The organism is Lutibacter sp. B1 (assembly GCF_012524075.1).
Taxonomy (GTDB): domain Bacteria; phylum Bacteroidota; class Bacteroidia; order Flavobacteriales; family Flavobacteriaceae; genus Lutibacter.
The window spans coordinates 58655-82747 of record NZ_JAAZUI010000007.1 but is presented as its reverse complement, the minus strand read 5'-3'; the positions used below and the strand labels follow the sequence as shown (position 1 = coordinate 82747).

The 24093-nt window shown below is 30.6% G+C and carries 27 protein-coding genes; 9 read left to right on the top strand and 18 right to left on the bottom strand.

The features are described from left to right. Positions 1–3: 3 nt before the first annotated feature. The 5 genes from HGB55_RS05825 to scpA all read left to right on the top strand — a co-directional run bounded on the left by HGB55_RS05825 (position 4) and on the right by scpA (position 7136). Positions 4–423, top strand: coding sequence for a biotin/lipoyl-containing protein (locus HGB55_RS05825; RefSeq protein WP_168815563.1), 420 nt, complete (start codon positions 4–6; stop codon positions 421–423). A gap of 28 nt (positions 424–451) precedes the next feature. Further along, a complete protein-coding gene (locus HGB55_RS05820; protein WP_168815561.1) occupies positions 452–1777 on the top strand; it encodes a sodium ion-translocating decarboxylase subunit beta in 1326 nt (441 codons plus the stop codon). Positions 1778–1833: 56 nt separating this feature from the next. Continuing rightward, positions 1834–3123, top strand: a complete 1290-nt coding sequence (locus HGB55_RS05815) for an acetyl-CoA hydrolase/transferase family protein (protein ID WP_168815559.1) — start codon at positions 1834–1836, stop codon at positions 3121–3123. A gap of 67 nt (positions 3124–3190) precedes the next feature. Next, entirely contained in the window at positions 3191–4999 is a 1809-nt protein-coding gene (locus tag HGB55_RS05810; protein WP_168815557.1) for a methylmalonyl-CoA mutase family protein, read from the top strand. Positions 5000–5003: 4 nt separating this feature from the next. Further along, positions 5004–7136, top strand: coding sequence for a methylmalonyl-CoA mutase (gene scpA, locus HGB55_RS05805; RefSeq protein WP_168815555.1), 2133 nt, complete (start codon positions 5004–5006; stop codon positions 7134–7136). Positions 7137–7216: 80 nt separating this feature from the next. Here scpA and HGB55_RS05800 read toward each other — a convergent pair whose 3' ends face one another. The 11 genes from HGB55_RS05800 to HGB55_RS05750 all read right to left on the bottom strand — a co-directional run bounded on the left by HGB55_RS05800 (position 7217) and on the right by HGB55_RS05750 (position 16023). Then, positions 7217–7471 (bottom strand): hypothetical protein, encoded by a 255-nt coding sequence (locus tag HGB55_RS05800; RefSeq protein WP_168815553.1) that lies wholly within the window; start codon positions 7469–7471, stop codon positions 7217–7219. A gap of 67 nt (positions 7472–7538) precedes the next feature. Beyond that, positions 7539–7733 (bottom strand): hypothetical protein, encoded by a 195-nt coding sequence (locus tag HGB55_RS05795; RefSeq protein WP_168815551.1) that lies wholly within the window; start codon positions 7731–7733, stop codon positions 7539–7541. A gap of 41 nt (positions 7734–7774) precedes the next feature. Continuing rightward, positions 7775–8788, bottom strand: coding sequence for a methylmalonyl Co-A mutase-associated GTPase MeaB (gene meaB, locus HGB55_RS05790; protein ID WP_168815549.1), 1014 nt, complete (start codon positions 8786–8788; stop codon positions 7775–7777). A 141-nt stretch (positions 8789–8929) separates the two neighbouring features. After that, on the bottom strand, positions 8930–9712 hold the full coding sequence (locus HGB55_RS05785; RefSeq protein WP_168815547.1) for an ABC transporter permease: 783 nt from the start codon (positions 9710–9712) through the stop codon (positions 8930–8932). Continuing rightward, positions 9705–10412 carry an ABC transporter ATP-binding protein gene (locus tag HGB55_RS05780; RefSeq protein WP_168815545.1) on the bottom strand — a complete coding sequence of 236 codons (708 nt, stop codon included), beginning with the start codon at positions 10410–10412 and terminating at the stop codon, positions 9705–9707. The genes HGB55_RS05785 and HGB55_RS05780 overlap by 8 nt, the downstream gene beginning before the upstream one ends. Next, positions 10399–11637 carry a nitrous oxide reductase family maturation protein NosD gene (locus tag HGB55_RS05775; protein WP_168815543.1) on the bottom strand — a complete coding sequence of 413 codons (1239 nt, stop codon included), beginning with the start codon at positions 11635–11637 and terminating at the stop codon, positions 10399–10401. The genes HGB55_RS05780 and HGB55_RS05775 overlap by 14 nt, the downstream gene beginning before the upstream one ends. A gap of 2 nt (positions 11638–11639) precedes the next feature. Beyond that, positions 11640–12086 carry a nitrous oxide reductase accessory protein NosL gene (locus tag HGB55_RS05770; RefSeq protein WP_168815542.1) on the bottom strand — a complete coding sequence of 149 codons (447 nt, stop codon included), beginning with the start codon at positions 12084–12086 and terminating at the stop codon, positions 11640–11642. A 91-nt stretch (positions 12087–12177) separates the two neighbouring features. Continuing rightward, on the bottom strand, positions 12178–12765 hold the full coding sequence (locus HGB55_RS05765; RefSeq protein WP_168815540.1) for a hypothetical protein: 588 nt from the start codon (positions 12763–12765) through the stop codon (positions 12178–12180). A gap of 172 nt (positions 12766–12937) precedes the next feature. After that, positions 12938–14914 (bottom strand): Sec-dependent nitrous-oxide reductase, encoded by a 1977-nt coding sequence (nosZ, locus tag HGB55_RS05760; RefSeq protein WP_168815538.1) that lies wholly within the window; start codon positions 14912–14914, stop codon positions 12938–12940. 36 nt (positions 14915–14950) lie between these two features. Next, on the bottom strand, positions 14951–15415 hold the full coding sequence (locus tag HGB55_RS05755) for a cytochrome c (RefSeq protein WP_168815536.1): 465 nt from the start codon (positions 15413–15415) through the stop codon (positions 14951–14953). A gap of 29 nt (positions 15416–15444) precedes the next feature. Continuing rightward, positions 15445–16023, bottom strand: coding sequence for a fasciclin domain-containing protein (locus HGB55_RS05750; RefSeq protein WP_168815534.1), 579 nt, complete (start codon positions 16021–16023; stop codon positions 15445–15447). A gap of 244 nt (positions 16024–16267) precedes the next feature. On the opposite strand from HGB55_RS05750, the gene HGB55_RS05745 reads away from it, so the two are divergent. Continuing rightward, the gene (locus HGB55_RS05745; RefSeq protein ID WP_168815532.1) at positions 16268–16867 is read left to right on the top strand and encodes a thioredoxin family protein; all 600 of its coding nucleotides are present in this window, start codon (positions 16268–16270) and stop codon (positions 16865–16867) included. A 46-nt stretch (positions 16868–16913) separates the two neighbouring features. Continuing rightward, complete coding sequence (locus tag HGB55_RS05740; RefSeq protein WP_168815530.1) at positions 16914–17396, top strand: ABC transporter ATPase; 483 nt, start codon at positions 16914–16916, stop codon at positions 17394–17396. Positions 17397–17403: 7 nt separating this feature from the next. On the opposite strand, the gene truB is transcribed toward HGB55_RS05740, so the two are convergent. The 5 genes from truB to mce all read right to left on the bottom strand — a co-directional run bounded on the left by truB (position 17404) and on the right by mce (position 20524). Then, positions 17404–18087, bottom strand: a complete 684-nt coding sequence (gene truB, locus HGB55_RS05735) for a tRNA pseudouridine(55) synthase TruB (protein ID WP_168815528.1) — start codon at positions 18085–18087, stop codon at positions 17404–17406. Beyond that, positions 18087–18884 (bottom strand): undecaprenyl-diphosphate phosphatase, encoded by a 798-nt coding sequence (locus tag HGB55_RS05730; protein ID WP_168815526.1) that lies wholly within the window; start codon positions 18882–18884, stop codon positions 18087–18089. Before HGB55_RS05730 ends, truB begins: the two co-directional genes overlap by 1 nt. A 2-nt stretch (positions 18885–18886) precedes the next feature. Continuing rightward, entirely contained in the window at positions 18887–19135 is a 249-nt protein-coding gene (locus tag HGB55_RS05725) for a DUF3098 domain-containing protein (RefSeq protein ID WP_168815524.1), read from the bottom strand. Position 19136: 1 nt separating this feature from the next. After that, positions 19137–20015 carry an ABC transporter permease gene (locus tag HGB55_RS05720; RefSeq protein WP_168815522.1) on the bottom strand — a complete coding sequence of 293 codons (879 nt, stop codon included), beginning with the start codon at positions 20013–20015 and terminating at the stop codon, positions 19137–19139. 107 nt (positions 20016–20122) lie between these two features. Continuing rightward, on the bottom strand, positions 20123–20524 hold the full coding sequence (gene mce, locus HGB55_RS05715; RefSeq protein WP_168815521.1) for a methylmalonyl-CoA epimerase: 402 nt from the start codon (positions 20522–20524) through the stop codon (positions 20123–20125). Positions 20525–20664: 140 nt separating this feature from the next. On the opposite strand from mce, the gene rbfA reads away from it, so the two are divergent. Together rbfA and HGB55_RS05705 are read left to right on the top strand one after the other, a co-directional pair. Next, positions 20665–21057, top strand: coding sequence for a 30S ribosome-binding factor RbfA (rbfA, locus tag HGB55_RS05710; RefSeq protein ID WP_168815520.1), 393 nt, complete (start codon positions 20665–20667; stop codon positions 21055–21057). A gap of 1 nt (position 21058) precedes the next feature. Continuing rightward, positions 21059–22258, top strand: coding sequence for an ABC transporter permease (locus HGB55_RS05705; protein WP_168815519.1), 1200 nt, complete (start codon positions 21059–21061; stop codon positions 22256–22258). Positions 22259–22261: 3 nt separating this feature from the next. On the opposite strand, the gene HGB55_RS05700 is transcribed toward HGB55_RS05705, so the two are convergent. Further along, entirely contained in the window at positions 22262–22984 is a 723-nt protein-coding gene (locus HGB55_RS05700; RefSeq protein ID WP_168815518.1) for an SdiA-regulated domain-containing protein, read from the bottom strand. A gap of 9 nt (positions 22985–22993) precedes the next feature. Further along, positions 22994–23974, bottom strand: a complete 981-nt coding sequence (dusB, locus tag HGB55_RS05695; RefSeq protein ID WP_168815517.1) for a tRNA dihydrouridine synthase DusB — start codon at positions 23972–23974, stop codon at positions 22994–22996. Positions 23975–24093: the final 119 nt, after the last annotated feature.

Sequence of the window (24093 nt, the reverse complement as noted above, 5' to 3'; positions counted from 1 at the left end):
AATATGAAAACTTATAAATTCAAAGTAAACGAAACTGGGTACACAGTTAATATAAAATCTCACGAAGATAACATCATTAATTTAGAAGTAAATGGTACTTCTTATGATGTAGAACTAAAGCAGGAAATTAAGAAAACAAAAACTCCAACACTTGTTCGTGCAGCTTCAAAAAGGCCTGCGGAACCATTAAAAGTAAATCCAAAATCTCAAACAACTAAAATTGTTGCTCCAATTCCAGGTATTGTTTTATCAATTGATGTTAAAGTTGGTGATACAATAAAAGTTGGTGATCGCATGTTAGTTTTAGAAGCTATGAAAATGGAAAACAATATTGTTTGTGAAAAACCAGGTACCATTACTGCCATTAATATTAGTGTTGGACAACAAGTATTACAAAACGAATTAATGATTGAATTAGAATAGGACATTCTCATTTATAAAAAAGAAAAAAATGAAGAAAATATTATTAATATTTAGTGTTCTATCGCTACTGATTTTTATAAGACCTGCACTTGGCTTAAATTCTAATAAAAGTGCTGAAAATATAACTACGTCAGTTTCTGTTGAACAAAATAATCAAATAGAAGAAGTAAATTCTTATAATGGTGCTTTTGAAGGAATTAAACAATTTTATAATTATACAGGTTTCGCAAATGCTACTTCCGGTAATTTAATTATGATTATTATTGGAATTATATTTATCTTTTTAGGAATAAAATATGATTATGAACCTCTACTTCTAATACCAATAGGTATAGGTGTAATACTTGGTAATATTCCATTTGTTGCAGGAAATCAAACAGGTATTTACGAAACCGGTTCTGTATTAAACTATCTGTATTTTGGTGTGGTAAAAGGTATTTATCCGCCACTTATATTTTTAGGTATTGGAGCTATGACGGATTTTTCTTCGTTAATAGCCAATCCAAAATTAATGCTTTTAGGAGCAGCTGCACAAATTGGTGTTTTTGCTACATTTTTAGGAGCTCTTTATTTAGGGTTCAACCTTCCGGAAGCCGGCGCTATTGGAATAATTGGTGGAGCAGACGGCCCTACCGCAATTTTCCTTTCATCTAAACTTGCAAATGGCATAAATATATTACCAGATGGCACAACTGTAAAAAACTTAATTGGCCCAATTGCAATTGCAGCTTATTCTTATATGGCATTGGTTCCGGTTATTCAACCGCCTATAATGAGATTATTAATCTCTAAGAAAGATAGAAAAATAAGAATGAAACCACCAAGGGCGGTATCTCAAAAAGAAAAAATGATATTTCCTGTTGCAGCATTAATACTAACAACATTTATTTCACCAAGTTCATTACCTTTATTAGGTATGTTATTTTTTGGAAATTTACTAAAAGAATCCGGTAGAACAGAAAGACTTGCAGATACTGCACGTACCAAATTAATTGATATAGTTACCATTCTTTTAGGAGTTACTGTAGGAGCATCAACACAAGCAGATATTTTTATAACAAAAGATTCTTTATTAATATTTGGACTTGGAGCTATTTCTTTTGTTATAGCAACAATGGGCGGTTTACTTTTTGCCAAATTAATGAACTTATTTCTTAAAGGAGATAATAAAATCAATCCACTAATTGGTGCGGCAGGAGTTTCTGCTGTTCCGGATAGTGCGAGAGTTGTACATACCGAAGGTTTAAAGTCTGATCCACACAATTATTTATTAATGCACGCAATGGCACCTAACGTTTCCGGTGTAATTGGATCAGCTATAGCTGCGGGTATTATATTAAGTTTTTTAGGATAATTAATTATTAGTTGTTTAAAACCAACATAACAACAAATTTTAAATTTTAAATAAATATGAACATACCAAATATAATGACAGCCCAAGAAGCTGTTAAACTAATAAAATCAGGAGATAGAGTATTAATTCAAGGAGGGTCGGCTACGCCACAAACTTTAGTTAAAGCAATGGTTGAACGTGCTCCTGAATTAAAAGGAGTAGAAATTGTACACCTTCACACTGAAGGAGAGTGTGGATATACTAAACCTGAATTTAGAGATAGTTTCCATACAAACGCATTTTTTATTGGAGGAAATATCAGAAAAATGGTTGGAGATACCGCTGATTATATTCCAATTTTCTTAAGTGATATTCCAAGTTTATTCCGTCAAGGATATATGGATTTAGATGTTGTTTTAGTAAATGTATCTCCACCGGATAAACATGGATTTTGTTCCTTAGGAGTTTCTGTAGATATTGTAATCTCAGGAATTGAACAAGGAAAAACTGTAATTGCACAAATAAACTCTCATATGCCTCGTACTTTTGGAGATGCATTAGTTCACTTAAATAATTTTAGTGCTTGTGTATTAGTGGAAGAGGAAATTCATGAAATGAAATTTGTTGCACCTTCTGAAGAAGAAAAAGCAATTGGTAAAAATATTGCCGAAATAATTGATGATGGCGCTACGCTTCAAATGGGTATTGGAGGTATTCCAAATGCGGTATTAACTTTTTTGACCAATCATAAAAATTTAGGTGTTCATACTGAAATGTTTTCAGAAGGAATTGTTGATTTAGTTGAAAAAGGTGTGGTAAACGGATCACAAAAAAAAGTAAATCCTTATAAAATAGTATCTGGTTTTGCTATGGGTACGCGTCGATTATACGATTTTATGGATGACAATCCTGAAATTGAAATGAAAGATATTGCCTATGTTAATGATACTGCTATTATTCGTCAAAATCCAAAAGCAACTGCAATTAATTCAGCTATTGAAATTGACATCACAGGACAAGTTTGTGCCGATTCAATTGGAACAAGAATGTTTTCTGGAGTTGGAGGGCAAATGGATTTTATGCGAGGAGCTGCTTTATCAATAGGAGGAAAACCAATTATTGCGATAACTTCTACAACATTAAAAGGAGTTTCAAAAATTGTTCCTATGCTAAAACAAGGTGCTGGAGTTGTAACAACTCGTGCACATGCAAGATTTGTAGCAACAGAATACGGTGTTGCTGAATTGTTTGGAAGAAACCTAAAACAACGCGCACAATCACTAAGAGACATTGCTCACCCAGATCATAGAGAAGAACTAGACAAAGCTATTTTTGATAGATTTGGAAGTAGTTTAATGGTTAAATAATTTTAGTTAGACTTGCTTGATGTAAAATTATCAGTAAGTATTGATATCTAAATTAATGTAAAATATTATGAATGATAAAAATAAACCGCTTTTTTCAGATTTCGGACCTGTTACAAAACAGGAATGGATAGAAAAAGTGAACATTGACTTAAAAGGAGCCGATTTCAACAGAAAACTTGTTTGGAAAAACTTGAGCAAAATTGACATTCAACCTTTTTACAATGCAGAAGACAAAAAAGAATATTTAAAAAACACCGGAGAAAATTCTCAATCTTTGATTAACTACAGATGTATTACCACAACATCAGAGAAAAGTGGAAATACATTAGCTTTAAAAGCTATTGAAGAAGGAATTAACGGATTACTTTTTGATATAAAACAAAACGTATCAGCAAAAAACCTTTTAAAAGGTATTGACTTAACTAAAATAGCTGTTTCATTTATTTTAACAACTGGTGAAGTTGCTTTTGCTACCGATTTCTTTGCTTTTATAAAAGAAAGTAACCTCAATAAAAAAAGCCTTAAAGGTTATTTTGATTTAAAATTAATCTCAGATTATGTAACCAAAGGAAATTTAGATGAAACTCAATTTGACAAAGTTGTAGAACTTGTAAAATTAAGTGCAGAGTATCCAAACTTTAAATCTGTTTCAATTTCGGGTAGAGAATATTTAGATTCTGGTGCAAATCAAGTACAAGAAATTGCATATACATTAAATTCTTTGGTTTTTTTAATTGAAAAATTAACAACTAAAGAAATTGCTGTTCAAACTATTTTTGACAATCTGCATTTTCAATTAGCAATTGGTTCTGAATATTTTATTGAAATAGGAAAATTTAGAGCTTTTAACAATTTATTGCATGAAGTTGCTAAAAAATACAATCTTACAATTTTTTCACATTCATTAACTGCTAAAACTTCTATTTGGAGTAAATCAATTACAGATGCCAATACAAATATGCTTCGTTCAACAACAGAAGCAATGTCAGCAATTTTAGGAAATGTTGATGGTGTTTTAATTGATGCTTATGATAAAGAATTTAATGATTCAACAGATTTTTCAAGCAGAATAGCCGGAAATATAACAACAATACTAAAAGAAGAATCTTATTTTGGAAAAGTTTCAAATCCGGTTGACGGTTCTTATTATATTGAAGAAGTAAGTATTAAAATCGCAGAAAAAGCATTAGAACTTTTTAAAGAAATTGAAGCAAAAGGAGGTTTTTATGAAGCTTTTGAAAGCGAGTTAATTCAAAGCCAAATTGCCGAAATACGCTTAGAAAAACTAAAACTATTAAGTCAACGAAGACTTGCAATGGTTGGAGTTAACAAATATCCAAATTTAATGGAAACTGTTGCTGCCGGTATTTTATCTGACATGCCTTCGGCATCTAATAGCAAACTTTTAAAACCAAGAAGAGCCACATTAGAAATTGAAGCTTTACGAAAAGTTACAGAAAACATTGTTGCGCAAACAAACCACCGACCAATAGTTGAACTTTCAAGTTTTGGTAATTTAACAATGCGTAAGGCAAGAGCTGCTTTTGCATATGATTTTATTGGAGTAAGTGGTTTTAATGTTCAGCAAGAAAAAAGCTATGCATCTGCAATAGAAGCTGCTGAAACAAGTGCTAAATCTGAAGCTGCTGTTGTAGTTATTTGTAGTTCAGATGAAGATTATGATGAAAGTGCAATGTCTTTTGTAAAAACATTTAGGGCACTAAACAGTGATAAAGTTCTGCTATTGGCAGGAGCGCCATCAAATATGGATGAATTAACAAAAGCTGGTTTAAACGGTTGTGTAAATATGCGATCAGATGTTATTGAAACAATAGCAAGTATTCAGCAAAAAATTCAACAAACAATTAAAGCTTAAACAGATGAAACCAGATTTTTCAGATATAACATTAAATTCAGCAGTAAAACAAACTGTTGCAAAATCAGAGAATCAAGATGTTTGGAATACACCTGAAGGAATTCCAGTAAAAAAGCATTTTTCAAAAGAAGATATTTCAAAAGCTGAGCATTTAGGATTTGCTGCTGGTGTTCCTCCTTTTTTAAGAGGACCTTACAGCACAATGTATGTTTCACGCCCTTGGACTGTACGTCAATATGCAGGTTTTTCAACTGCCGAAGAATCAAATGCTTTTTACAGAAGAAACCTAGCGGCAGGTCAAAAAGGGTTGTCTGTTGCTTTTGATTTAGCTACACATCGTGGTTACGATTCCGATCATCCACGTGTAACAGGTGATGTTGGTAAAGCCGGTGTTGCCATAGATTCTATTTTAGATATGGAAATTTTGTTCGATCAAATTCCGCTAGATAAAATGTCGGTTTCTATGACAATGAACGGTGCTGTGTTGCCAATTATGGCATTTTACATTGCTGCTGCCAAAAAACAAGGTGTTTCTTTAGATAAACTTTCTGGAACCATCCAAAATGACATTTTAAAGGAATTTATGGTGCGTAACACATACATTTATCCACCATTACCTTCAATGAAAATTATTGGTGATATTTTTGAGTACACCACCAACAATATGCCTAAATTCAACTCCATTTCAATTAGTGGTTACCATATGCAAGAAGCTGGTGCAACTGCGGATATTGAGTTAGCTTATACCTTGGCCGATGGTATGGAGTACATTAGAACCGGATTAAAATCGGGTTTAAAAATAGATGAATTTGCACCTAGATTATCTTTCTTCTGGGCAGTTGGAATGAACCACTTTATGGAAATTGCAAAAATGCGTGCTGCACGTATGCTTTGGGCAAAAATCATAAAATCATTCAATCCACAAAACCCAAAATCAATGGCGTTGCGTACGCACAGTCAAACTTCTGGATGGAGTTTAAGTGAACAAGATCCTTTTAATAATGTGGCTCGTACGTGTATTGAAGCAATGGCTGCAGGTTTAGGAGGAACTCAAAGTTTACATACAAATGCATTGGATGAAGCAATTGCATTGCCAACAGATTTCTCGGCTCGCATTGCACGTAATACGCAAATTTTCATTCAAGATGAAACGCAAATTACAAAAGCGGTTGATCCTTGGGCTGGAAGTTATTATGTTGAATATTTAACACAAGAAATTGCTAAAAAAGCCTGGAAATTAATTGAAGAAGTTGAAGAACTAGGTGGAATGGCAAAAGCCATTGAAACTGGAGTTCCAAAAATGCGTATTGAAGAAGCTTCGGCTCGTAAACAAGCACGTTTAGACTCGGGTCAAGATATTTTAGTTGGCGTAAATAAATTTCAAACTGCTGAAAAATCAGACATTGAAATTTTAGAAGTTGATAATACAGTAGTTAGAAATTCACAAATTGAACGTTTGAAAAAACTAAGAGCAAATAGAGATCAAGCTGTAGTTGATACAAATATAGCAGCATTAACTAAATGTGCAGAAACTGGAAAAGGAAATTTATTAGCCTTGGCAGTTGAAGCAGCTGAAAATTTTGCTACTTTAGGCGAAATTTCCGATGCTTTAGAAGTTCATTTTGGTCGTCATAAAGCAGATACTAATTTAATAAGTGGTGTGTATAGTAAAGAGGTAAATAACGATAGTATTTTTGTAAAAGCTCAAAAATTGGCAGATAAATTTGCTGAAATTGAAGGGCGTAGACCAAGAGTAATGATTGCAAAAATGGGGCAAGATGGTCACGATAGAGGTGCCAAAGTTGTTGCGTCAAGTTTTGCAGATTTAGGTTTTGATGTTGATATGGGATCTTTGTTCCAAACTCCTGAAGAAGTTGCAAAACAAGCCATTGAAAACGATGTGCATTTTGTAGGAGCTTCAAGTTTAGCAGCAGGTCATAAAACCTTAATTCCTCAATTAATTGAAGAGTTAGAAAAATTAGGAAGACCAGATATAATGGTTTTTGCAGGTGGAGTTATTCCTGCGCAAGACTATGATTATTTATTAGAAAGAAAAGTAGCAGCTATTTTTGGTCCAGGTACTGTTATTTCTGAAGCAGCCATTACTATTATGGATAAGTATTTAGAGCAAGAATAAAATATCTAAATAGAGAATATATTAAAAAGCCTACATTTTAAATGTAGGCTTTTTTTAGTTTTATGTAAATTCAAATCTTTTTAAAAAACATATCCTTCTGCAATAGCACCAACTGCTAATGTTACCCAAATAATAAAAAGGGCTAAAACTATTTTTAAAGAATAGTGAATTGAAAATCCAAATTTGTTTTTAAGAAATTTATTTATTGGCAGAAGGTAAATAAATGAAAGAAAAATAAAAAAAACTCCCAAGCCAAAATCATTTCCGTAAAATAAATTTAGCAAACCCGTCAAGAAAAACAATAATCCCAAAAAGCCAACTAATACTATATCCAAAAGAGAATCTTTTATTCAAAATAATAAGTTTTAATTAATTATTAATCTCTTGATTACATTGTTGAGTTTATTTTTTTCCACTGTAACCAAATAATAATCCTACCATTGAGCCAAAGAATAATGCTATAAAATAATTTTCTTTAAAAATGAGCCAAATAATTAAAGCTGTTATTTGACCAACTATAATTGCTATTATCATAGAATAGGTAAAGGCTTTTTTCTCTGTTTTATTTTTGAAATTTACTTTGTCAATTAATTTCATTTCAATTTTTAATTATGAACATCCCTTTAAATATAGTAATCTTATTTTTTATTAAATGACTTTTTAAATTCTTCAATAATGTGTTGTGCAGCTTTTACAGGTGATATTTTTGCAGTTATAATATCTTTTTCTAAAGAGGTAAGTTGTGTAGAAATATTTTTTGAACCGTAAAACAAGCGTTTTAATTCTTCATTAATATTATTGTACATCCATTGAATTTGTTGATGATTTCTATTCTTATCAAAATAGCCGTTTTCTTTTACCAAATTTTTAAACTTAGTAATTTCTTTCCAAACGTTGTCAATTCCAATATTTTTTATTGCGGATGCAGTACTAACCACAGGACTCCAACCAGATTCTGATTGCGGGAAAATATGCAATGCGTTTTGGTATTGTATTTTTGCTTGTTCACTTTTTCTGACATTATCTCCATCGGCCTTGTTAATAACTACCATATCGGCCATTTCCATAATTCCTTTTTTAATACCTTGCAATTCGTCACCAGCACCAGAAAGCATTAACAGTAAAAAGAAATCCGTCATTCCGTGTACAGCAGTTTCAGATTGACCAACGCCAACAGTTTCAATTAAAATTACATCGTAACCAGCAGCTTCGCAAAGCAACATAGTTTCGCCTGTTTTATTGGCAACTCCACCTAATGTATCTCCAGAAGCTGAAGGTCTAATATAAGCTTCTTCGGCATTTGCCAACTCTTCCATCCGTGTTTTATCGCCTAAAATACTTCCTTTTGAGCGTTGGCTACTAGGATCAATAGATAAAATGGCAACTTTATGTTTTTTGGTAATCAAATGTTTTCCGAAAGCTTCAATAAATGTACTTTTTCCAACACCGGGAACTCCTGTTATTCCAATTCTGATAGAGTTTCCTGATTTTGGTAAAATTGCTTGAATTATTTCTTTTGCTAGTAGTTTATCACTTTCTAAATTACTTTCAATAATTGTAATAGCTCTTGAAAGTAATACTCTATCACCTTTTAAAATACCTTCAATATAGGTTTTTGCGGACAATCTGTTTTTGGGTTTGTAATTCTTCATTAATTACTAGCTAATTGTTTAATTTTCTATTCAAAGATAACAATATTGATAAAATGAACCATTGTAAAAAAAGGGTTTTTAACAAAAAACAACTTGTTAAAAACCCTTCCAATATAAATTTTATAAAACTTAAAAAGTAACTTAAAAATCTTTTCGTTTTAATTTTCTATTCATTCTAAAAATCGGAAAAATTACCCATAAAACTAAAATGGACATTGAAATTAGCATTCCAAAATTGGTTCCAAAAAATTTTCTAAATACAGCTCCTGTATAACCTAATAAAGCTGAAATATCGAGTTTTAATAAAATTAAAATTCTAGATAAATCTATAGGATTTAGCATTGTTGCAATTAATGAAAATTTATCTAACGGATATTCATCAAACATTACAAGCGAAATTAAGAAAACGCCGTCATAAATTACTGCTAAAAATAGCCACATTAAAATAGCATAACCAAAGCCTTTAATTTTATTTTCGGTAGAAAGTGCAATATTATACGATAGTGCTACAAAAATAAAGTTTAAAAAAGAACCGACAATTAATAGTAATGTAAAGTTAAAAATGGCAGTAGATTTAAATAAACCATATAATATAAATGGTATTCCTAAACCTAGTACCAAACTAAGTGTCAGGGATAATGAAATACCAACATATTGCCCCATAAATATTTTTTTTCTATTGATGGGTTGTGCTAATAAAAGTTCAGTAAATTCCTTTGAATTGTAGTAATACATTACACCAAAAATGGTTCCAATTAGTGGTGTTAAAACAATTATAATATTCATTAATGTAATTACTGCTTTGTTTACATCGTTGTTTAAAAATAGCAATACAAAACCAAGTAATAGATAAAATAAAAAGTATACGTAACTCCAGCGGCTACGCATTAAATCGTAAAAACTATATTTTAATATTTTAAGCATATTGTTTAGATATTAAATTAGCAATTGCGTGTTCCAAATTGTTGTTGTTGGTTTGTTTTTTAAGCTCATCTATACTTCCTTTAAAATATATTTTTCCATCTAACAAGAACACAATTTCATCGGCAACTTCATTAACAAAACTCATAATATGAGTGGTAATTAAAATAGTTTTACCCTTTTCTTTTTCTTTTTGAATTAGTTCTTTTAAATGAATTAAAGAAATTGGATCTAAGCCTGTAGTTGGTTCATCTAAAATAATTAAATCACTATCAAACATAAATGTAAGAACAAGATTTACCTTTTGTTTTGTTCCGCCTGAAAGGTTTCCTAATTTTTTATTTAAAAAACTTTTTAAACCAAAAAGCTGAATTAATTCTTGTTCGTTTGAACTTTTAGGGCGAAGATTTTTCACCATATTAATCAACTCAATAACAGTTAAGTTAGGAGGGAAGTTTGCTATTTGAGGCAAGTAATTTAAATTGTTACGGTATTCCCATTTTTTTAGCACACTTTTTCCTTCAAATGTAATGTCGCCTTTATTAGGAATTACCATTCCTAATAAACATTTTATCAAAGTAGTTTTTCCTGATCCATTTGGACCTAAAATGGCAAAAATTCCACCTTTTTTAATATCCAAATCCAAACCATCTAACACCGTTAATTTGCCAAAACGTTTATGTATATTTTTAAATTGAATCATTGTTTTTTTTCATTTTAGGATTTTTATCCATTAAATCATTAGGAGTAAAAACCGGTGAAACTTTCTCTGAAAAGTTGATAATATCAACAAACAAACTTCTTAATAAAACAAGTGCTTCAGGAGTTTTATTAACAACGTACGAAAATAATTTAACAGGTCGGTAAGGAACATCTCCAATACCGTCATTATCTAAATCATATCCAGTATATTCACTCCAATAATTATTTTCAAAACGGTTGTCGTTTACTTTTGTGTTATAAGCTAAATCCAACGAGTTATGCATAAAATCGTTGTTCTCAAAAATATTTGTATAACAAGCACCTGCAATTTTAATTGCCCATCCGTTTCTTAAAAATGTATTGTTTTTGTAGTTAATTCGTGTGCAACCTTCACCTTTAATTCCAATGGTGTTTTCTTGGAAAAGGTTGTTATAAATTTGAGTGTCGTAAATTTCTTTCAGTAACAAACCGTAGGATGCCGAGCCCCAATTGTGTAAAAATTTGTTTTGATACATGGTTATGAATTTTGAAAACATAACTGCAACACCTGCACCATTATTTTTAAATTCATTATTGTAATAGGTGTCGTTATTGGAAAACATAAAATGTAATCCGTAACGTATATTGTCGTGACTTAAATTGTTGTGAATTTTACTTTCAGTCACAAATTCAAAATAGATTCCGTCACGCATTCCGAAAACTTCATTTCCTTCCACTTCCATATTTGAACTGTGCCAAATATGAATACCATTTCCTGAATTTGCTTCGTCTTTTGCAGTGCTTGATAATGTGTTATTTAGAATTTTACCATAATGAGATTTTTCAATTAAAATACCAAAAAATATCTGGTCAAGAACAACATTTTCAATTGTGAAATTCTCGCATCTAACTACTTTAATTGCAGCAAAATCTTTGGTGTAACTTACACCAACATTTATAATTTTTATGTTTTTAATAGCAAAATTGTTAGCTGTTACATGAAGAACACTTCCGTTATTTGTGCCATCTAAAATAGTTCCTTCTTCACCATAAATAGTTATTTCTTTGTTAACCTCAATATCATTTTCTTTATAAACACCTTTTTTTATAAATATTTCATCACCATTTTCAGCCAATTCTATAGCTTTTTTAATGGTTGAAATTTCACAAGTATTACAAACTTCAATTTGTTTGGCTTGTGAAAATGAAATAGTAAACAAAAAAAGGAGAAGGCTAATTTTATTCATAATTATTTGTCAGAAAGTCTTTCTTTTAATGTTTCCCAAGTATATAATTCACCTGTATGTTTTTGTTGAAGTTCTTTCGCTTTTTCCAAAGTTGACAGCGCTGAAAGATTTGCGCCCATTGGGCTTTTTATTTCTATGCTAATTAAATAAGTTGCAGTTTTAGCTTCAATCATGTTTCCAGGGTTTCCGTAATCTGAAACTAAAATAATGGCTAATTCATCTTCGTTTTTTTCACTTAAATCGTTTACTAAACACTCAATAGCATCAAATTTAAATTGTTTCCCTTTTTTGGTAACGTATTGTGCTGCATGTGTTTTATCAACAATATTCATTACACAAAAACTACATTGATCTTTTCCAAACTCAATAGGTTGAGGTTCAACTTTACACGAAATTGTAAGCAAAAGTATAATTATGCCAATAAATGGCTGAAGAAATTTTGTATTCATTATTTTTTGATTTTAATAGTATTGTAAATATACATTAAAACGGATATATTTTGAAAGTTATATCCGTTTTGAAATTTAAGTAAAATTTTAATTAGGATTTTGGTTCTTTTTTCCCAATGAAAAAGGCTGTTAAAGTCATAAACATTCCAACAAATAAAAAGTACGCTCCTAATCTTGGATATGAATGCGCTTTAAAATTCAAAATATCTTTTGAACCAAATAATGGAGGTTGAAATCCCATTACAGAACCATCCGGATTTTTAAAAGTCATAATTGCTTTTGGATCTAAATTATGACCATAATCGTATTCCCATAAATAAAAATCATACATACCTGCAACTCCTAGTAGAGCCATTACTACAAACCACACTAAAAATAGTTTGTGATTACCTAAAAAACCAATAATAACTCCTAAAGCAGACATAACCAATATAGCTATTGGAAATATTTTAAACTCTGGAATGGTTTCAGGGATGTATTGCATTCCAACATAATGATTCATTAAGTTGATGTTTTTAATATCAAATTCGTGTGTATCAGCAAATTTGTTTATATAAATATCCATTCCTAAAGGTGTAGGATATTGAGGCGCTTCTAAAGTTATATTCCATAAAGGAAATACAAACAAACCTAATAATAGAAGCGAACCTATTATCATTAATAATTTAGATTTTTTCATTACTTATTTTTAAGTTTTAATATTAATTTAAAATCTGCTGAAAGTTAATTTTAAAAACTTATGTTGAAAATTATTAGATTTTCGTTTTTTTTATGACAGTTTATTATAAACGGACAAGTAGTTTTAATTCCTTGCCCGTTTAAAATTGCTTTTTAATAATTCATTTTATTTATTACTCTGCATCTACAGGGTCACCATCCAATGTATAAGTAATTGGAACATCAGATCCTTTTGGAGAGACTCTCACATAACCTTGCATTTCTTGGTGTAATGCTGAACAGAAATCTGTACAATAGAATGGCCATACACCAACTTGCTTAGGTTCCCAAACAAATGTTTCAGTTTGTCCTGGCATAATTAATAGTTCAGATGTGTTAGCTCCAATCATAGAAATTCCGTGAGGAACATCGTAATCTTGTTCTAAGTTTGTTACGTGGAAATATACTTTATCACCAACTTGAACTCCTTCAATATTATCTGGTGCAAAGTGAGAACGAATCATAGTCATATAAATATGAACTTCGTTACCATTTCTAACAACCTTTGTTTCAGCTTCACTCTTAACAGCAAATTCGTGTTTGTTATCTTCTAATTTGTATATTTTTTTAGAATTAGGCTTTATTAAATCTGCTGGAATACCTGCAGCATAATGTGGCTCACCAATTGTTGGAAAATCTAACAATAGCTCCATTTTTTCACCTGTGATATCATATAATTGTGCAGATTGTGTTACTTCAGGACCAGTAGGTAAATAACGGTCTTTAGTAATTTTATTCATTGCTAATACATATTTACCAAATGGTTTTCTTGAATTTCCTCCAGGAACCATTAAGTGACCTACAGAATAGTACGTTGGTTTTCTGTCAATTACTTCCCAAGTTCCTAATTTCCATTTTACAACTTCTGAAGAAATAAAGAATGTAGTATATGCATTACCTTGTCCGTCAAATTCTGTATGTAATGGGCCTAAACCAGGTTGTTTTACAGCACCTGCTAAAATTTCGTCGTATTGTAAAATAGGAATTCCGTATGCATCTCCATCAAATTTCTTACCTTCAATAGCTGCTAACATTTTTGTAAATGAATGTGCTGTTAATTCAGCTGCTAATTTACCACTACCAATAATATATTCACCAGAAGGATCAACATCACAACCGTGAGGAGATTTTGGTGTTGGTAAGAAATAAATTGCTCCAGGAACATCAGATGGGTTTACGACAACTACTTCTTCTTTTATAGTTGATGTAGCAGTATGTGTATGCTCGTCATAAACGTTATGTGCGTATTTAGTTGGGGCTTTTGTTCCTCCACCATTATTCACATATTCTTCAATTTTTTTCCAGTTAATAGCTGCAATAAAATCTTTATCGTTTTGAGAAGCGTTTACTTCTAATAATGAGTTAGCTTCTTCAGTATTATATGTTGTAAAGAAAAACCATCCGTGAGATTTTCCTCTTCCTGGGTGCGATAAGTCGTAGTTAAAACCAGGCATCATTATTTGGAATTTTAAATCCATTCCACCATCTTCAGGGTCAACAGAAATAAAAGTTAAAGCACCTTTAAAGTTTCCTTTGTACTCATCAATTGGCATATCTCTTTGAGGGTAAGGTACAGAAAAACGCGTACCAGCAACAACATATTCAGTGTTTTCAGTTACAAAAGATGAACTGTGGTTACCTGCTGAATTTGGAATTTCAATAATCTCTGTAGTTTCAAAAGTTGTTAAATCAATTTTAGCAATACGAGGTGTATTGTTACCATTAATAAATACCCAACGGCCGTCTAATTCACCTGCAGTTTGCGAAATGTCTGGATGGTGAGAGTCATCCCAAGGAATAAATCCGTGAGAAGTATTTAACATTGGTTTTGTTTCTTCGTTAAAACCATACGCTTTTTCAGCATCAACTGAAAAAACAGGAATTACTTTAAATAAACGTCCAGATGGAAGACCATAAACCGCTAATTGTCCACTAAAACCTCCTGATACAAAAGCATAAAATTCATCATGTTCACCTGGAGCTACATAAACTTTCTCTGCAGCACTACTTGATAGTGCACCTTGAGATCCTTTATTTGAACCTCCATTACCACAACTATATACTATTGAAAGTACTGTAATTGCAAGTAAAGACTTAAAAATTGTTTTCATATTATTAATTGTTTGTTTTATAGTTTGTGTTAATGCTTATTCAGCTTTTACTGTTCTAAAGTATTCTAAAATTAATCTAGCTTCTTTTTCCGTTAAACTTTGGTTTGCCATTGGAGATAAATACTCAGCTAATAATTGTTTTGCTATTGGGTTTTTTTCAACCATTTCTTCAGGATTTAGAATCATGTTCATTATCCATTCAGGAGTTCTTCTTTCTGTAACTCCTGCCAAACCAGGTCCAACAAAACGTTTGCTCATTTTATGACAAGCAGAACATTTTGAAGTAAATATTGCTTTACCTTCCTCGGCCATTGCCTCGTCAATTTCAGCAAGAGTAATACTTGTTATAGGTCCTATACCTTTGTCTTTCATTGGGTCAACTTCAACTACTTCTTTTTGTTCTTGGTTAGGAGTTGTTGATTTTTCCTCTTTTTTTCCATCACTTCCGCAGCTAGATACAATTGCTACAACTAATGCTACTACTAATACTTTTAATTTCATTTTTTAGTTATTATTTATTCTTAAATTAATTATTCGGCTGGAACTAAAACGTTGTCAATTACGTGAATCCAACCATTACTTACTTGTACTGTTTTTAATACTTTTGTTCCACCAACATAAATACCATCTTCCTTATTTTCAACAACTAAATATTTTCCAGAAGCCATATATAACTTACGTCCTTTTTTAGCTTCTTTTTTAAGTTGTGTATCAGGATAGTTTGCTGGAGCTACATGATTTTTTAATATAAACGCCAATTTTTCTTTGTTTTCAGGTTGTAACAAAGATTCCACAGTTCCTTCTGGTAACTTGTCGAAAGCGGCATTTACTGGTGCAAATATTGTAAGCGGGCCTACATTTACAACGGCATCTTCTACGCCGGCAGCCTCAATTGCTACAACTAATGTTTTAAAATCATCTAGAGATTTTGCTACTTGTAAAGCGTTTGCTGCTGAAACGTTGTCTACAACTGTAGATTGTCCTTTTTCTTCTGGAACTGCTTCTGTTGAAGTTTCCTTAACTTCTTGTTTTTTTTCATTTCCGCCGCAGGAGACTAAAAAAAGTGCCAATACTGCTAAAATTGGAAAGATTAGTTTGATTTTTTTCATTGTTTTTGTTTGTTTGTTAAGTTTGTTAATCGCAAAAGTACTATTGTACAAGCATTTAAAATATGATAAAAATCACCTTTTAAAGATTAAAAGACTTTTTTATCTTTTATTATTTGTAACAATAATTACATTTGCACTTGAATTACTAAGTTTATCTTTGCATTCACTTTAATAATGTTGTTTAAAGTAAGTATTTACAAAATTAATCGTCAATAATTAAAGTAATAAAAATAATAAAAAAATAATGAATAATACAATAATAACCAATAGTTTAGAACAAGGAATTAATTATAATGAATACCGTTTGTTAATAAAAAAACTATTGTTAGAAGAAAAATCTACAGGATTAGAACAGTCTGAATTTTTATTAGAATATAGTTTGTTGAATGATAAAAGAATGGATAGGTTAGATAAAACTTTAAAGATTTCAGAAGAAACTCAGAATTCTTTAAATGAAATGACTAATAAAATTACTTTTTTAGTAATTGCTGAAGGTTGGTGTGGAGATGCTGCTCAAGTTGTTCCAATATTAAATAAAATAGCAGAGGCTTCAGATAAAATTGATTTGAAAATTGTGTTGAGAGATGAGAACGAAGATTTAATGAATCAGTTTTTAACTAACGGAAGCAAATCTATTCCAAAAACTATTTTAGTAGATTCAGAAAATAATGTAATTACTTCTTGGGGGCCAAGACCTTCTATCGCAACAAAAATGGTGCAAGATTATAAAGATAAAAATGGTAGTTTGGATGCCGAATTTAAAAAGGATTTACAAATTTGGTACAATAAAGACAAAGGTTTAAGTACTCAAAAAGACATATTAGATATATTAAAAGCTTCTTAACATTTCAATAAATAATTTGAATATCTTTGAGCATTAAATTATCTCAATGATTATAGATTTTAATAACATTCCTGATTACTCGAAAATTTGGATATTCCCATCTAGCAGAAAATTTTACGAAAAAGAAATTTCTGAAATACATAAAAGTTTAGAGAAATTTTTAACCAATTGGGAAGATAAAAACACGCCTGTTACTTGTGCTTACTCGTTAAAATACGACAGGTTTATTATTATAACCGTTGATGATGCTGAAAACAGCTTAAGCATAGAAGCTCACAACAAATTAACAGATTTTATACAATCCTTAGAAAAGCAATACGAAGTCATTTTACTTGATAAAATTAACGTATGCTTTAAACAAGGTGAGTTTGTACAATATAAAGAATTGATAGAATTTAAAAAACTTATTAAAAATAAGGCTGTTTCAACCAATGCCACTATTTTTAATAATTTAATTACCACAAAAGAAGAATTGGAATACGACTGGGAAATTAATATAATGGATAGTTGGTTGGGTAAACTTTTATAACTATACTTTATAAATTATCAATAAAATCATCAACAGTAACTGCATTATCAACTTTAAAATCACCTATTTTAGTCCGTCTTAATTCAGATAAGTGAGCACCTGAGTTCAGTTGTTTCCCAAAATCGTATGCTAAAGAACGAATATATGTGCCTTTACTGCAAACCACTCTAAATTTTACTTTCGGAAGATTTATATCCGTAATTTCAAACTGGTTAATAGTAATTTTTCTTGATTTTATTTCTGTAGTTCCACCTTCTCTAGCGATATCATACAATCGTCTTCCTTCTTTTTTTATGGCTGAAAATATAGGAGGTTTTTGATCAATTTCACCAATAAATTTTTTAGCAGTATTATAAATTAACTCTTCGGTTATATGCTCTATAGGAAAAGTTTGATCAACTTCAGTCTCTAAATCGTAACTGGGTGTTGTAGCACCTAAAGTAATTTCTCCTGTATACTCTTTAACTTGAGCTTGATATTCGTCAATTTTTTTTGTGAATTTACCAGTACAAATTATTAATAATCCTGTTGCTAGCGGATCTAAAGTTCCGGCATGACCTACTTTAATTTTTTTAATATTGAATTTTTGTCTGATATTCCACCTAAGTTTATTTACTACTTGAAAGGAAGTCCACTCTAAAGGCTTATCAATTAAAATAACTTGTCCGTTTTTAAAATCGTCTAAGGTCATTAATTTTGATAAAAGGTTATAACTACGGCAATTACACCCACAATAAAACAATATAAGGCAAAATACGAAAGTTTACTTTTTTTAACCAAAGTAATCATCCATTTACAAGCAAATAAACCCGATAAAAATGCAGCAATAAAACCTACACTTAGAACTCCAAATTTTGAACTGTGAAAATCAATAGAGCCAGACATTATATCCTTTCCAATTTTTCCAAAAATAAGAGGCACAACCATTAAAAATGAAAAACGTGCAGCTTTGGTTCTGTCAATTCCCAATAAAACCGAAGACGATATTGTAGCTCCTGATCTTGATATACCGGGTAAAATAGCCAATGCCTGTGAAACACCTACAACTATTGCGTTAAAAAAGGATACGTCTTTTGTGGTATTTTTTGCTTTATCGGCAAATAATAAAAGTAAGGAGGTTATTACAAGCATAAAACCTACTAACAAAATATTACCTCCAAAAAAAGACTCTAACTCTTTCTCAAACAACAAGCCAACGCATACTGCAGGTATCATTGAAAGAATTATTTTTATTGAAAATCTAAATTCTTCATTCCATTTAAACTGAAATAAACCTGTAATAATTTCCCATAAATCTTTTCTGAAAATTACAATTGTACTTAATGCCGTTGCAAAATGTAACACTACTGTAACCATTAAACTTTCTTCCGGCACTGAGGTATCTCCTAAAATTGCCTTTGCTAATTCCAAATGCCCACTTGATGACACAGGTAAAAATTCGGTAAGTCCTTGAATTATTCCTAAAATAATCGCTTCAATATAATTCATGCTTATTTTTTCGATTTAGCCATTATAGCATAAATTTCTATAGCTAAACCAATTATAACCAAAGTTGGTGCTAAACGTATTCTTCTAAAATTGTATATTTCTTCGTTAAAAACTTCAGGATTATCGCTTCCGCCACCTGCCATTAATATAAATCCTAAAGCAATAAAAGCTACACCAATTAGCATAATTATATAGTTTTTCTTAGTAAAAAGAAATTCGCTTTTATTTCCTTGTTTTTTTTCTTTTGCCATTTTAATAATAAAGTTCGTCTGTTCTTAAATTTAAAAAGCGTTGAGTTGCAAAAAATGTACTTATCCAGGTAATTAGTATTCCCAAAGCTATAATACCTGCAAATAAAATTCCTAAAATTTTATAGCTGCTTAACAATTCCAATTCAGGAATAGTTTTGTTAACATACATTATAAACACTATTAAACCTGCTATTGCCACCAATGCACCTATAATTCCTAATTGAATGCTTTTCCATATAAAAGGTACTCTAATAAACTGTTTGGTAGCACCCACCATTTGCATTGTTTTTAGCGTAAACCTTTTTGAATATACCGAAAGCCTTATGGAACTATTAATTAAAACTACTGCAATTAAAGCAAAAAGTGCACTAAATAACAACATCCAAAAACTTAACCTGCTAATGTTTTTGGTGAGTAGTTCTATTAAAGGTTTATCATAAGTAACTTCGGAAACAATGCTTCTTATCAACATATTTTTCTCAATATCAGCCATTTTTTCGGGAGTTACATAGTCCGATTTTAAGGAAAGATCAATGGCGTTTTTTAACGGATTTTCCCCTAAAAATTCCAGAAAATTCTCACCTATATCTTCGCTATATTTTTTAGCAGCCTCTTCTTTTGAAATATAAATTACATCTTTGGTATATTCAGCTTTTTTTAATTCGGCTTGTAAAATTTCAACATCACTACTTTTAGCGTTGTCTTTTAAAAAAATGGTAATTGCAACTTTCTCTTTAAAGTGCTCTGATATACTCTTTGTTTTTATTACAATTAAACCTAAAATGCCTACTAAAAACAATACCAAAGCAATACTTATAACTACAGAAAAGTATGATGAACGCAGTCTTCTTTTTTGATATTTTTCAAATGAATTGTCCAAAAGCAATGTTTATTAAAGAGTTTGCAATATACAAATTACTTGTTAGTTGTTAATTACTGAATTTTAGTTTTTTTACAGTGCATTTTACCTATGAAATTTGCATTATTTTAATTTGCATCCTGACAAAGTTCAATTAAAACACCATTAGTTGATTTTGGGTGTAAAAAAACCACAAGTTTGTTATCTGCTCCTTTTTTTGGAGTTTCATTCAACACTATAAAACCTTCATTTTTTAAACGTTTCACTTCACTTAAAATATCTTCAACAGCAAATGCAATATGATGGATTCCTTCTCCTTTTTTCTCAATAAATTTTGTTATTGGGCTATTTTCATTTGTGCCCTCTAACAATTCAATTTTATTAGGTCCAACTTCAAAAAAAGATGTTTTAACGCCTTCACTTTCAACTTCTTCAACCTTGTAATGAGATTTTCCAAAAATTCCTTTAAAAAGTTCGTTAGATTTCTCCAGGTCTTTAACTGCTATACCAATGTGTTCTATTTTTTCCATTTTAACAATCATTATTAATCAAATTTACTGAATTTAAAACGCAATAAAACCGTTAGCCTTATTTTTTAGGTTGAAATAATTTTATTTCAGCAAAAAAACAAAAACAAAATTTGTGTACATTTAACTATTATCTTTGCATTATGGAAACAAACAGACAAAAAAAAATAGCAGGTGTTTTACAAAAAGACTTAGCTGAAGTTTTACAACAAGCCGCACGTGATGGGATGAAAGGAGTTATAATATCTGTTACCAAAGTTCTTGTAACTTCCGATTTATCACAAGCAAAAGTATATCTTAGTATTTTTCCGCAGTTAAAAAGAGAAATTTTAATTGAAGGTATTAAAGATAATACTTCTGCAATTAGACACGAAATGGCTAAACGAACTCGTGATCAATTAAGGCGTATGCCCGATTTATCTTTTTATATTGATGATAGTTTAGATTATATTGAAGATATTGACAGTGCTTTAAAAGGCGAAAAAGAAAATCCAATAAAACATCCGGAAATATTAGATAAACGTCAAAAACGATAGCTTGAATTTCCCTTTATACATAGCTAAACGATATTTATTTTCTAAAAGCAGCAACAATACCATAAATATTATAACTTTAATTGCAACTATAGGAGTTATTGTTGGTACGTTAGCTTTATTTATCGTGCTTTCCGGGTTTTCGGGGTTACGTACTTTTAGTGTCAGTTTTTTAAATACCTCAGATCCTGATATTAAAATTAGCTTGGCTAAAGGAAAATCTTTTTTGTTTAATGAGAAAATCAAGAATATTCTAAACAATCAAAGTGGTATTGTTTCATATTCAAAGGTTATTGAAGAGCGTGCTTTTTTTGATTTTAATGATAGAACTCATATTGCTTATATTAAAGGTGTTGACACTAACTACACTTATGTAAATAGAATGGATACCACTGTTTATACCGGAACGTGGTTAGATAAAAAAATTCCGAATGGTTCTGTAGTTGGTAACGGAATCTCTAATTTACTTTCGGTTGGTGTATTTGATTTTTTAGAACCTTTAAAAATATATGTTCCTAAACCGGGCAGCGGTTATATTGATCCTAAAAATGCTTTTAATAAAATAAATACGCAACCAATAGGTGTTTTTTCGCTTACTGAAGAAATTGACAAAAAATTCACATTTACTTCATTAGAATTGGCTCAAGATTTGCTCAATTACACTCCTAATCAAATTTCAGCAATTGAATTAAAAGTTAATAATATAAACGAACGAGAAAAAATTATTAGCGAACTTCAAACCAAACTAGGCAGCCAGTTCAATTTAAAAACACGAGAACAACTAAACGCTGTTTTTTATAAAATGCTAAATACCGAGAATTTAGTATCGTACTTGGTATTTACACTTATTTTAATTATTGCTTTATTCAATGTAATTGGAGCAATTATTATGATGATTTTAGATAAAAGAGATAATTTAAAAACATTATATAGTTTGGGTACTACCGTTAAAGATATTAAACGAGTGTTTATTTATCAGGGTTTTTTGCTCTCACTATTCGGACTTTTTATTGGGCTTTCAATAGGTATATTACTTGTGTTGTTGCAAAAAAAATATCATTTTTTTATGATAACTCAACATTTAGCGTATCCGGTTGAACTTACATTCAGTAATATAATTGCTGTTATTTTTACCATTATAATTTTAGGGTATTTAGCAGCTAAAATTGCAAGTAGCAGAATTACTCAAAAATTAGTTGAATAATTTTTATAAAGGTTTTTTGAAGATATATAAAACCTCTGCACTATCGCTTACCACATAAATTTCATCATTATAAATAACAATTCCTTCTGCTTTGTTTACAGGAATTTTATAGCTATTAATTAGTTTTCCATTTTTTTCGATATGGTAAATAGCATAAGACTCATCACTAACCAACCATAAAGTATCAGTTGTATTATCAACACAAATCCCTGATAAATCTTTTGCAAAATTTAATGTAACAGCTTCTATAATTTCTCCTTCAGAATTTACTTTTAATAACTGTGTTGGGCTTTTTTCATTAATCACATAAAAAGAATACTCTAACTTACTAAAACAAATGCCTTCCAAGCCACTATTATTAAATTTTTGTTTTCCTTTTATCTTAAATTTGTCAATAAGTTTACCTTTAGCATCTAATTTAATAATTCTTCTTTTAGCTTCATCAACTATAAAAAAATCGCCTTTATCACTTACAGTAACACCTTCAATATCAGTATATTTTGTTTTAATTTTTGATACAATTTCCCCATCCAATCCTGTTTTGTAAATATTCCCTGTTTGGTCACTTACAATATATAATTGATTGTTAAAAACAGTAATTCCTGATGGTTCCGATATATTTAACGAAATAACATGAATAGGTTTTAACGTATTTTGAGAATGCGTTTTTAATTTGCAGCTAACAAAAGCTACAACTATAAAAGTTAGAAGGAGTAATTTTTTCACAATCTAAATTTATGAAAATTTTTGTAGTACCTCATCAAATACATTATATACTTCTTGAGCAGAATCTGAAGTAACCATTTTTAAACGGTATTCTTTAAAATGCGGAATTCCTCTAAAGTAATTGCTGTAATGACGGCGTGTTTCCATAACACCAACAATTTCACTTTCTTTCCAATCAATCTCCATTTGCAAATGTCTTTTCGCCATTTCAACACGTTCAGCAATGGTAATTTCAGGTAAATGCTCTCCTGTTTCAAAAAAGTGTTTCACTTGTTTAAAAAACCAAGGATTTCCAATACTTGCTCTACCAATCATTGCGCCATCCAAACCGTATTTATCACGCATTTCCATAGCTTTTTCAGGTGTGTTTACATCACCATTTCCAAAAACAGGAATATGCATTCTCGAATTATTTTTTACTTCAGCTATTGGTGCCCAATCAGCTTCACCTTTATACATTTGAGCACGCGTACGTCCATGAATTGAAATAGCTTTACAACCAACATCTTGTAACCGTTCAGCAACCTCAACAATTTTAATAGAATCCGTATCCCAACCCAAACGTGTTTTAACAGTAACAGGCAATTTGGTATGTTTTACCATAGCTTCCGTAAGGCTTACCATCAAATCAATATCTTTTAAAATTCCTGCTCCGGCTCCTTTACTTACTACTTTTTTTACCGGACAACCAAAATTTATATCAATTATATCAGGATTCGATTTTTCAACAATTTCAACAGTTTGCAACATCGATTCGAGGTTTGCACCAAAAATTTGAATTCCAACCGGACGTTCTTTTTCATAAATATCCAGCTTCTTCACACTTTTTGCGGCATCGCGTATCAAACCTTCCGAAGAAATAAATTCAGTAAACACCACATCAGCGCCTTGCTCTTTACACAATGCTCTAAATGGCGGATCACTTACATCTTCCATCGGCGCTAATAAAAGCGGAAAATCAGTTAATTCTATGTCTCCAATTTTAACCAAATCAAAATTTTAGGTTCGCAAAATTACTAATTATTTTTAACACTAACTATATTTGGGCGTTCCCTTACAGGTCGGGCTTTTCACTATATCTTTTTTATTCTACTGCGTTTCATAAAAAA

Bases quoted from the DNA above. Each gene is read 5' to 3' on its own strand.
- HGB55_RS05825 (WP_168815563.1), top strand. From the start codon at position 4: ATGAAAACTTATAAATTCAAAGTAAACGAAACTGGGTACACAGTTAAT.
- HGB55_RS05820 (WP_168815561.1), top strand. From the start codon at position 452: ATGAAGAAAATATTATTAATATTTAGTGTTCTATCGCTACTGATTTTT.
- HGB55_RS05815 (WP_168815559.1), top strand. From the start codon at position 1,834: ATGAACATACCAAATATAATGACAGCCCAAGAAGCTGTTAAACTAATA.
- HGB55_RS05810 (WP_168815557.1), top strand. From the start codon at position 3,191: ATGAATGATAAAAATAAACCGCTTTTTTCAGATTTCGGACCTGTTACA.
- scpA (WP_168815555.1), top strand. From the start codon at position 5,004: ATGAAACCAGATTTTTCAGATATAACATTAAATTCAGCAGTAAAACAA.
- HGB55_RS05795 (WP_168815551.1), bottom strand. From the start codon at position 7,733: ATGAAATTAATTGACAAAGTAAATTTCAAAAATAAAACAGAGAAAAAA.
- meaB (WP_168815549.1), bottom strand. From the start codon at position 8,788: ATGAAGAATTACAAACCCAAAAACAGATTGTCCGCAAAAACCTATATT.
- HGB55_RS05785 (WP_168815547.1), bottom strand. From the start codon at position 9,712: ATGCTTAAAATATTAAAATATAGTTTTTACGATTTAATGCGTAGCCGC.
- HGB55_RS05780 (WP_168815545.1), bottom strand. From the start codon at position 10,412: ATGATTCAATTTAAAAATATACATAAACGTTTTGGCAAATTAACGGTG.
- HGB55_RS05775 (WP_168815543.1), bottom strand. From the start codon at position 11,637: ATGAATAAAATTAGCCTTCTCCTTTTTTTGTTTACTATTTCATTTTCA.
- HGB55_RS05770 (WP_168815542.1), bottom strand. From the start codon at position 12,086: ATGAATACAAAATTTCTTCAGCCATTTATTGGCATAATTATACTTTTG.
- HGB55_RS05765 (WP_168815540.1), bottom strand. From the start codon at position 12,765: ATGAAAAAATCTAAATTATTAATGATAATAGGTTCGCTTCTATTATTA.
- nosZ (WP_168815538.1), bottom strand. From the start codon at position 14,914: ATGAAAACAATTTTTAAGTCTTTACTTGCAATTACAGTACTTTCAATA.
- HGB55_RS05755 (WP_168815536.1), bottom strand. From the start codon at position 15,415: ATGAAATTAAAAGTATTAGTAGTAGCATTAGTTGTAGCAATTGTATCT.
- HGB55_RS05750 (WP_168815534.1), bottom strand. From the start codon at position 16,023: ATGAAAAAAATCAAACTAATCTTTCCAATTTTAGCAGTATTGGCACTT.
- HGB55_RS05745 (WP_168815532.1), top strand. From the start codon at position 16,268: ATGAATAATACAATAATAACCAATAGTTTAGAACAAGGAATTAATTAT.
- HGB55_RS05740 (WP_168815530.1), top strand. From the start codon at position 16,914: ATGATTATAGATTTTAATAACATTCCTGATTACTCGAAAATTTGGATA.
- truB (WP_168815528.1), bottom strand. From the start codon at position 18,087: ATGACCTTAGACGATTTTAAAAACGGACAAGTTATTTTAATTGATAAG.
- HGB55_RS05730 (WP_168815526.1), bottom strand. From the start codon at position 18,884: ATGAATTATATTGAAGCGATTATTTTAGGAATAATTCAAGGACTTACC.
- HGB55_RS05725 (WP_168815524.1), bottom strand. From the start codon at position 19,135: ATGGCAAAAGAAAAAAAACAAGGAAATAAAAGCGAATTTCTTTTTACT.
- mce (WP_168815521.1), bottom strand. From the start codon at position 20,524: ATGGAAAAAATAGAACACATTGGTATAGCAGTTAAAGACCTGGAGAAA.
- rbfA (WP_168815520.1), top strand. From the start codon at position 20,665: ATGGAAACAAACAGACAAAAAAAAATAGCAGGTGTTTTACAAAAAGAC.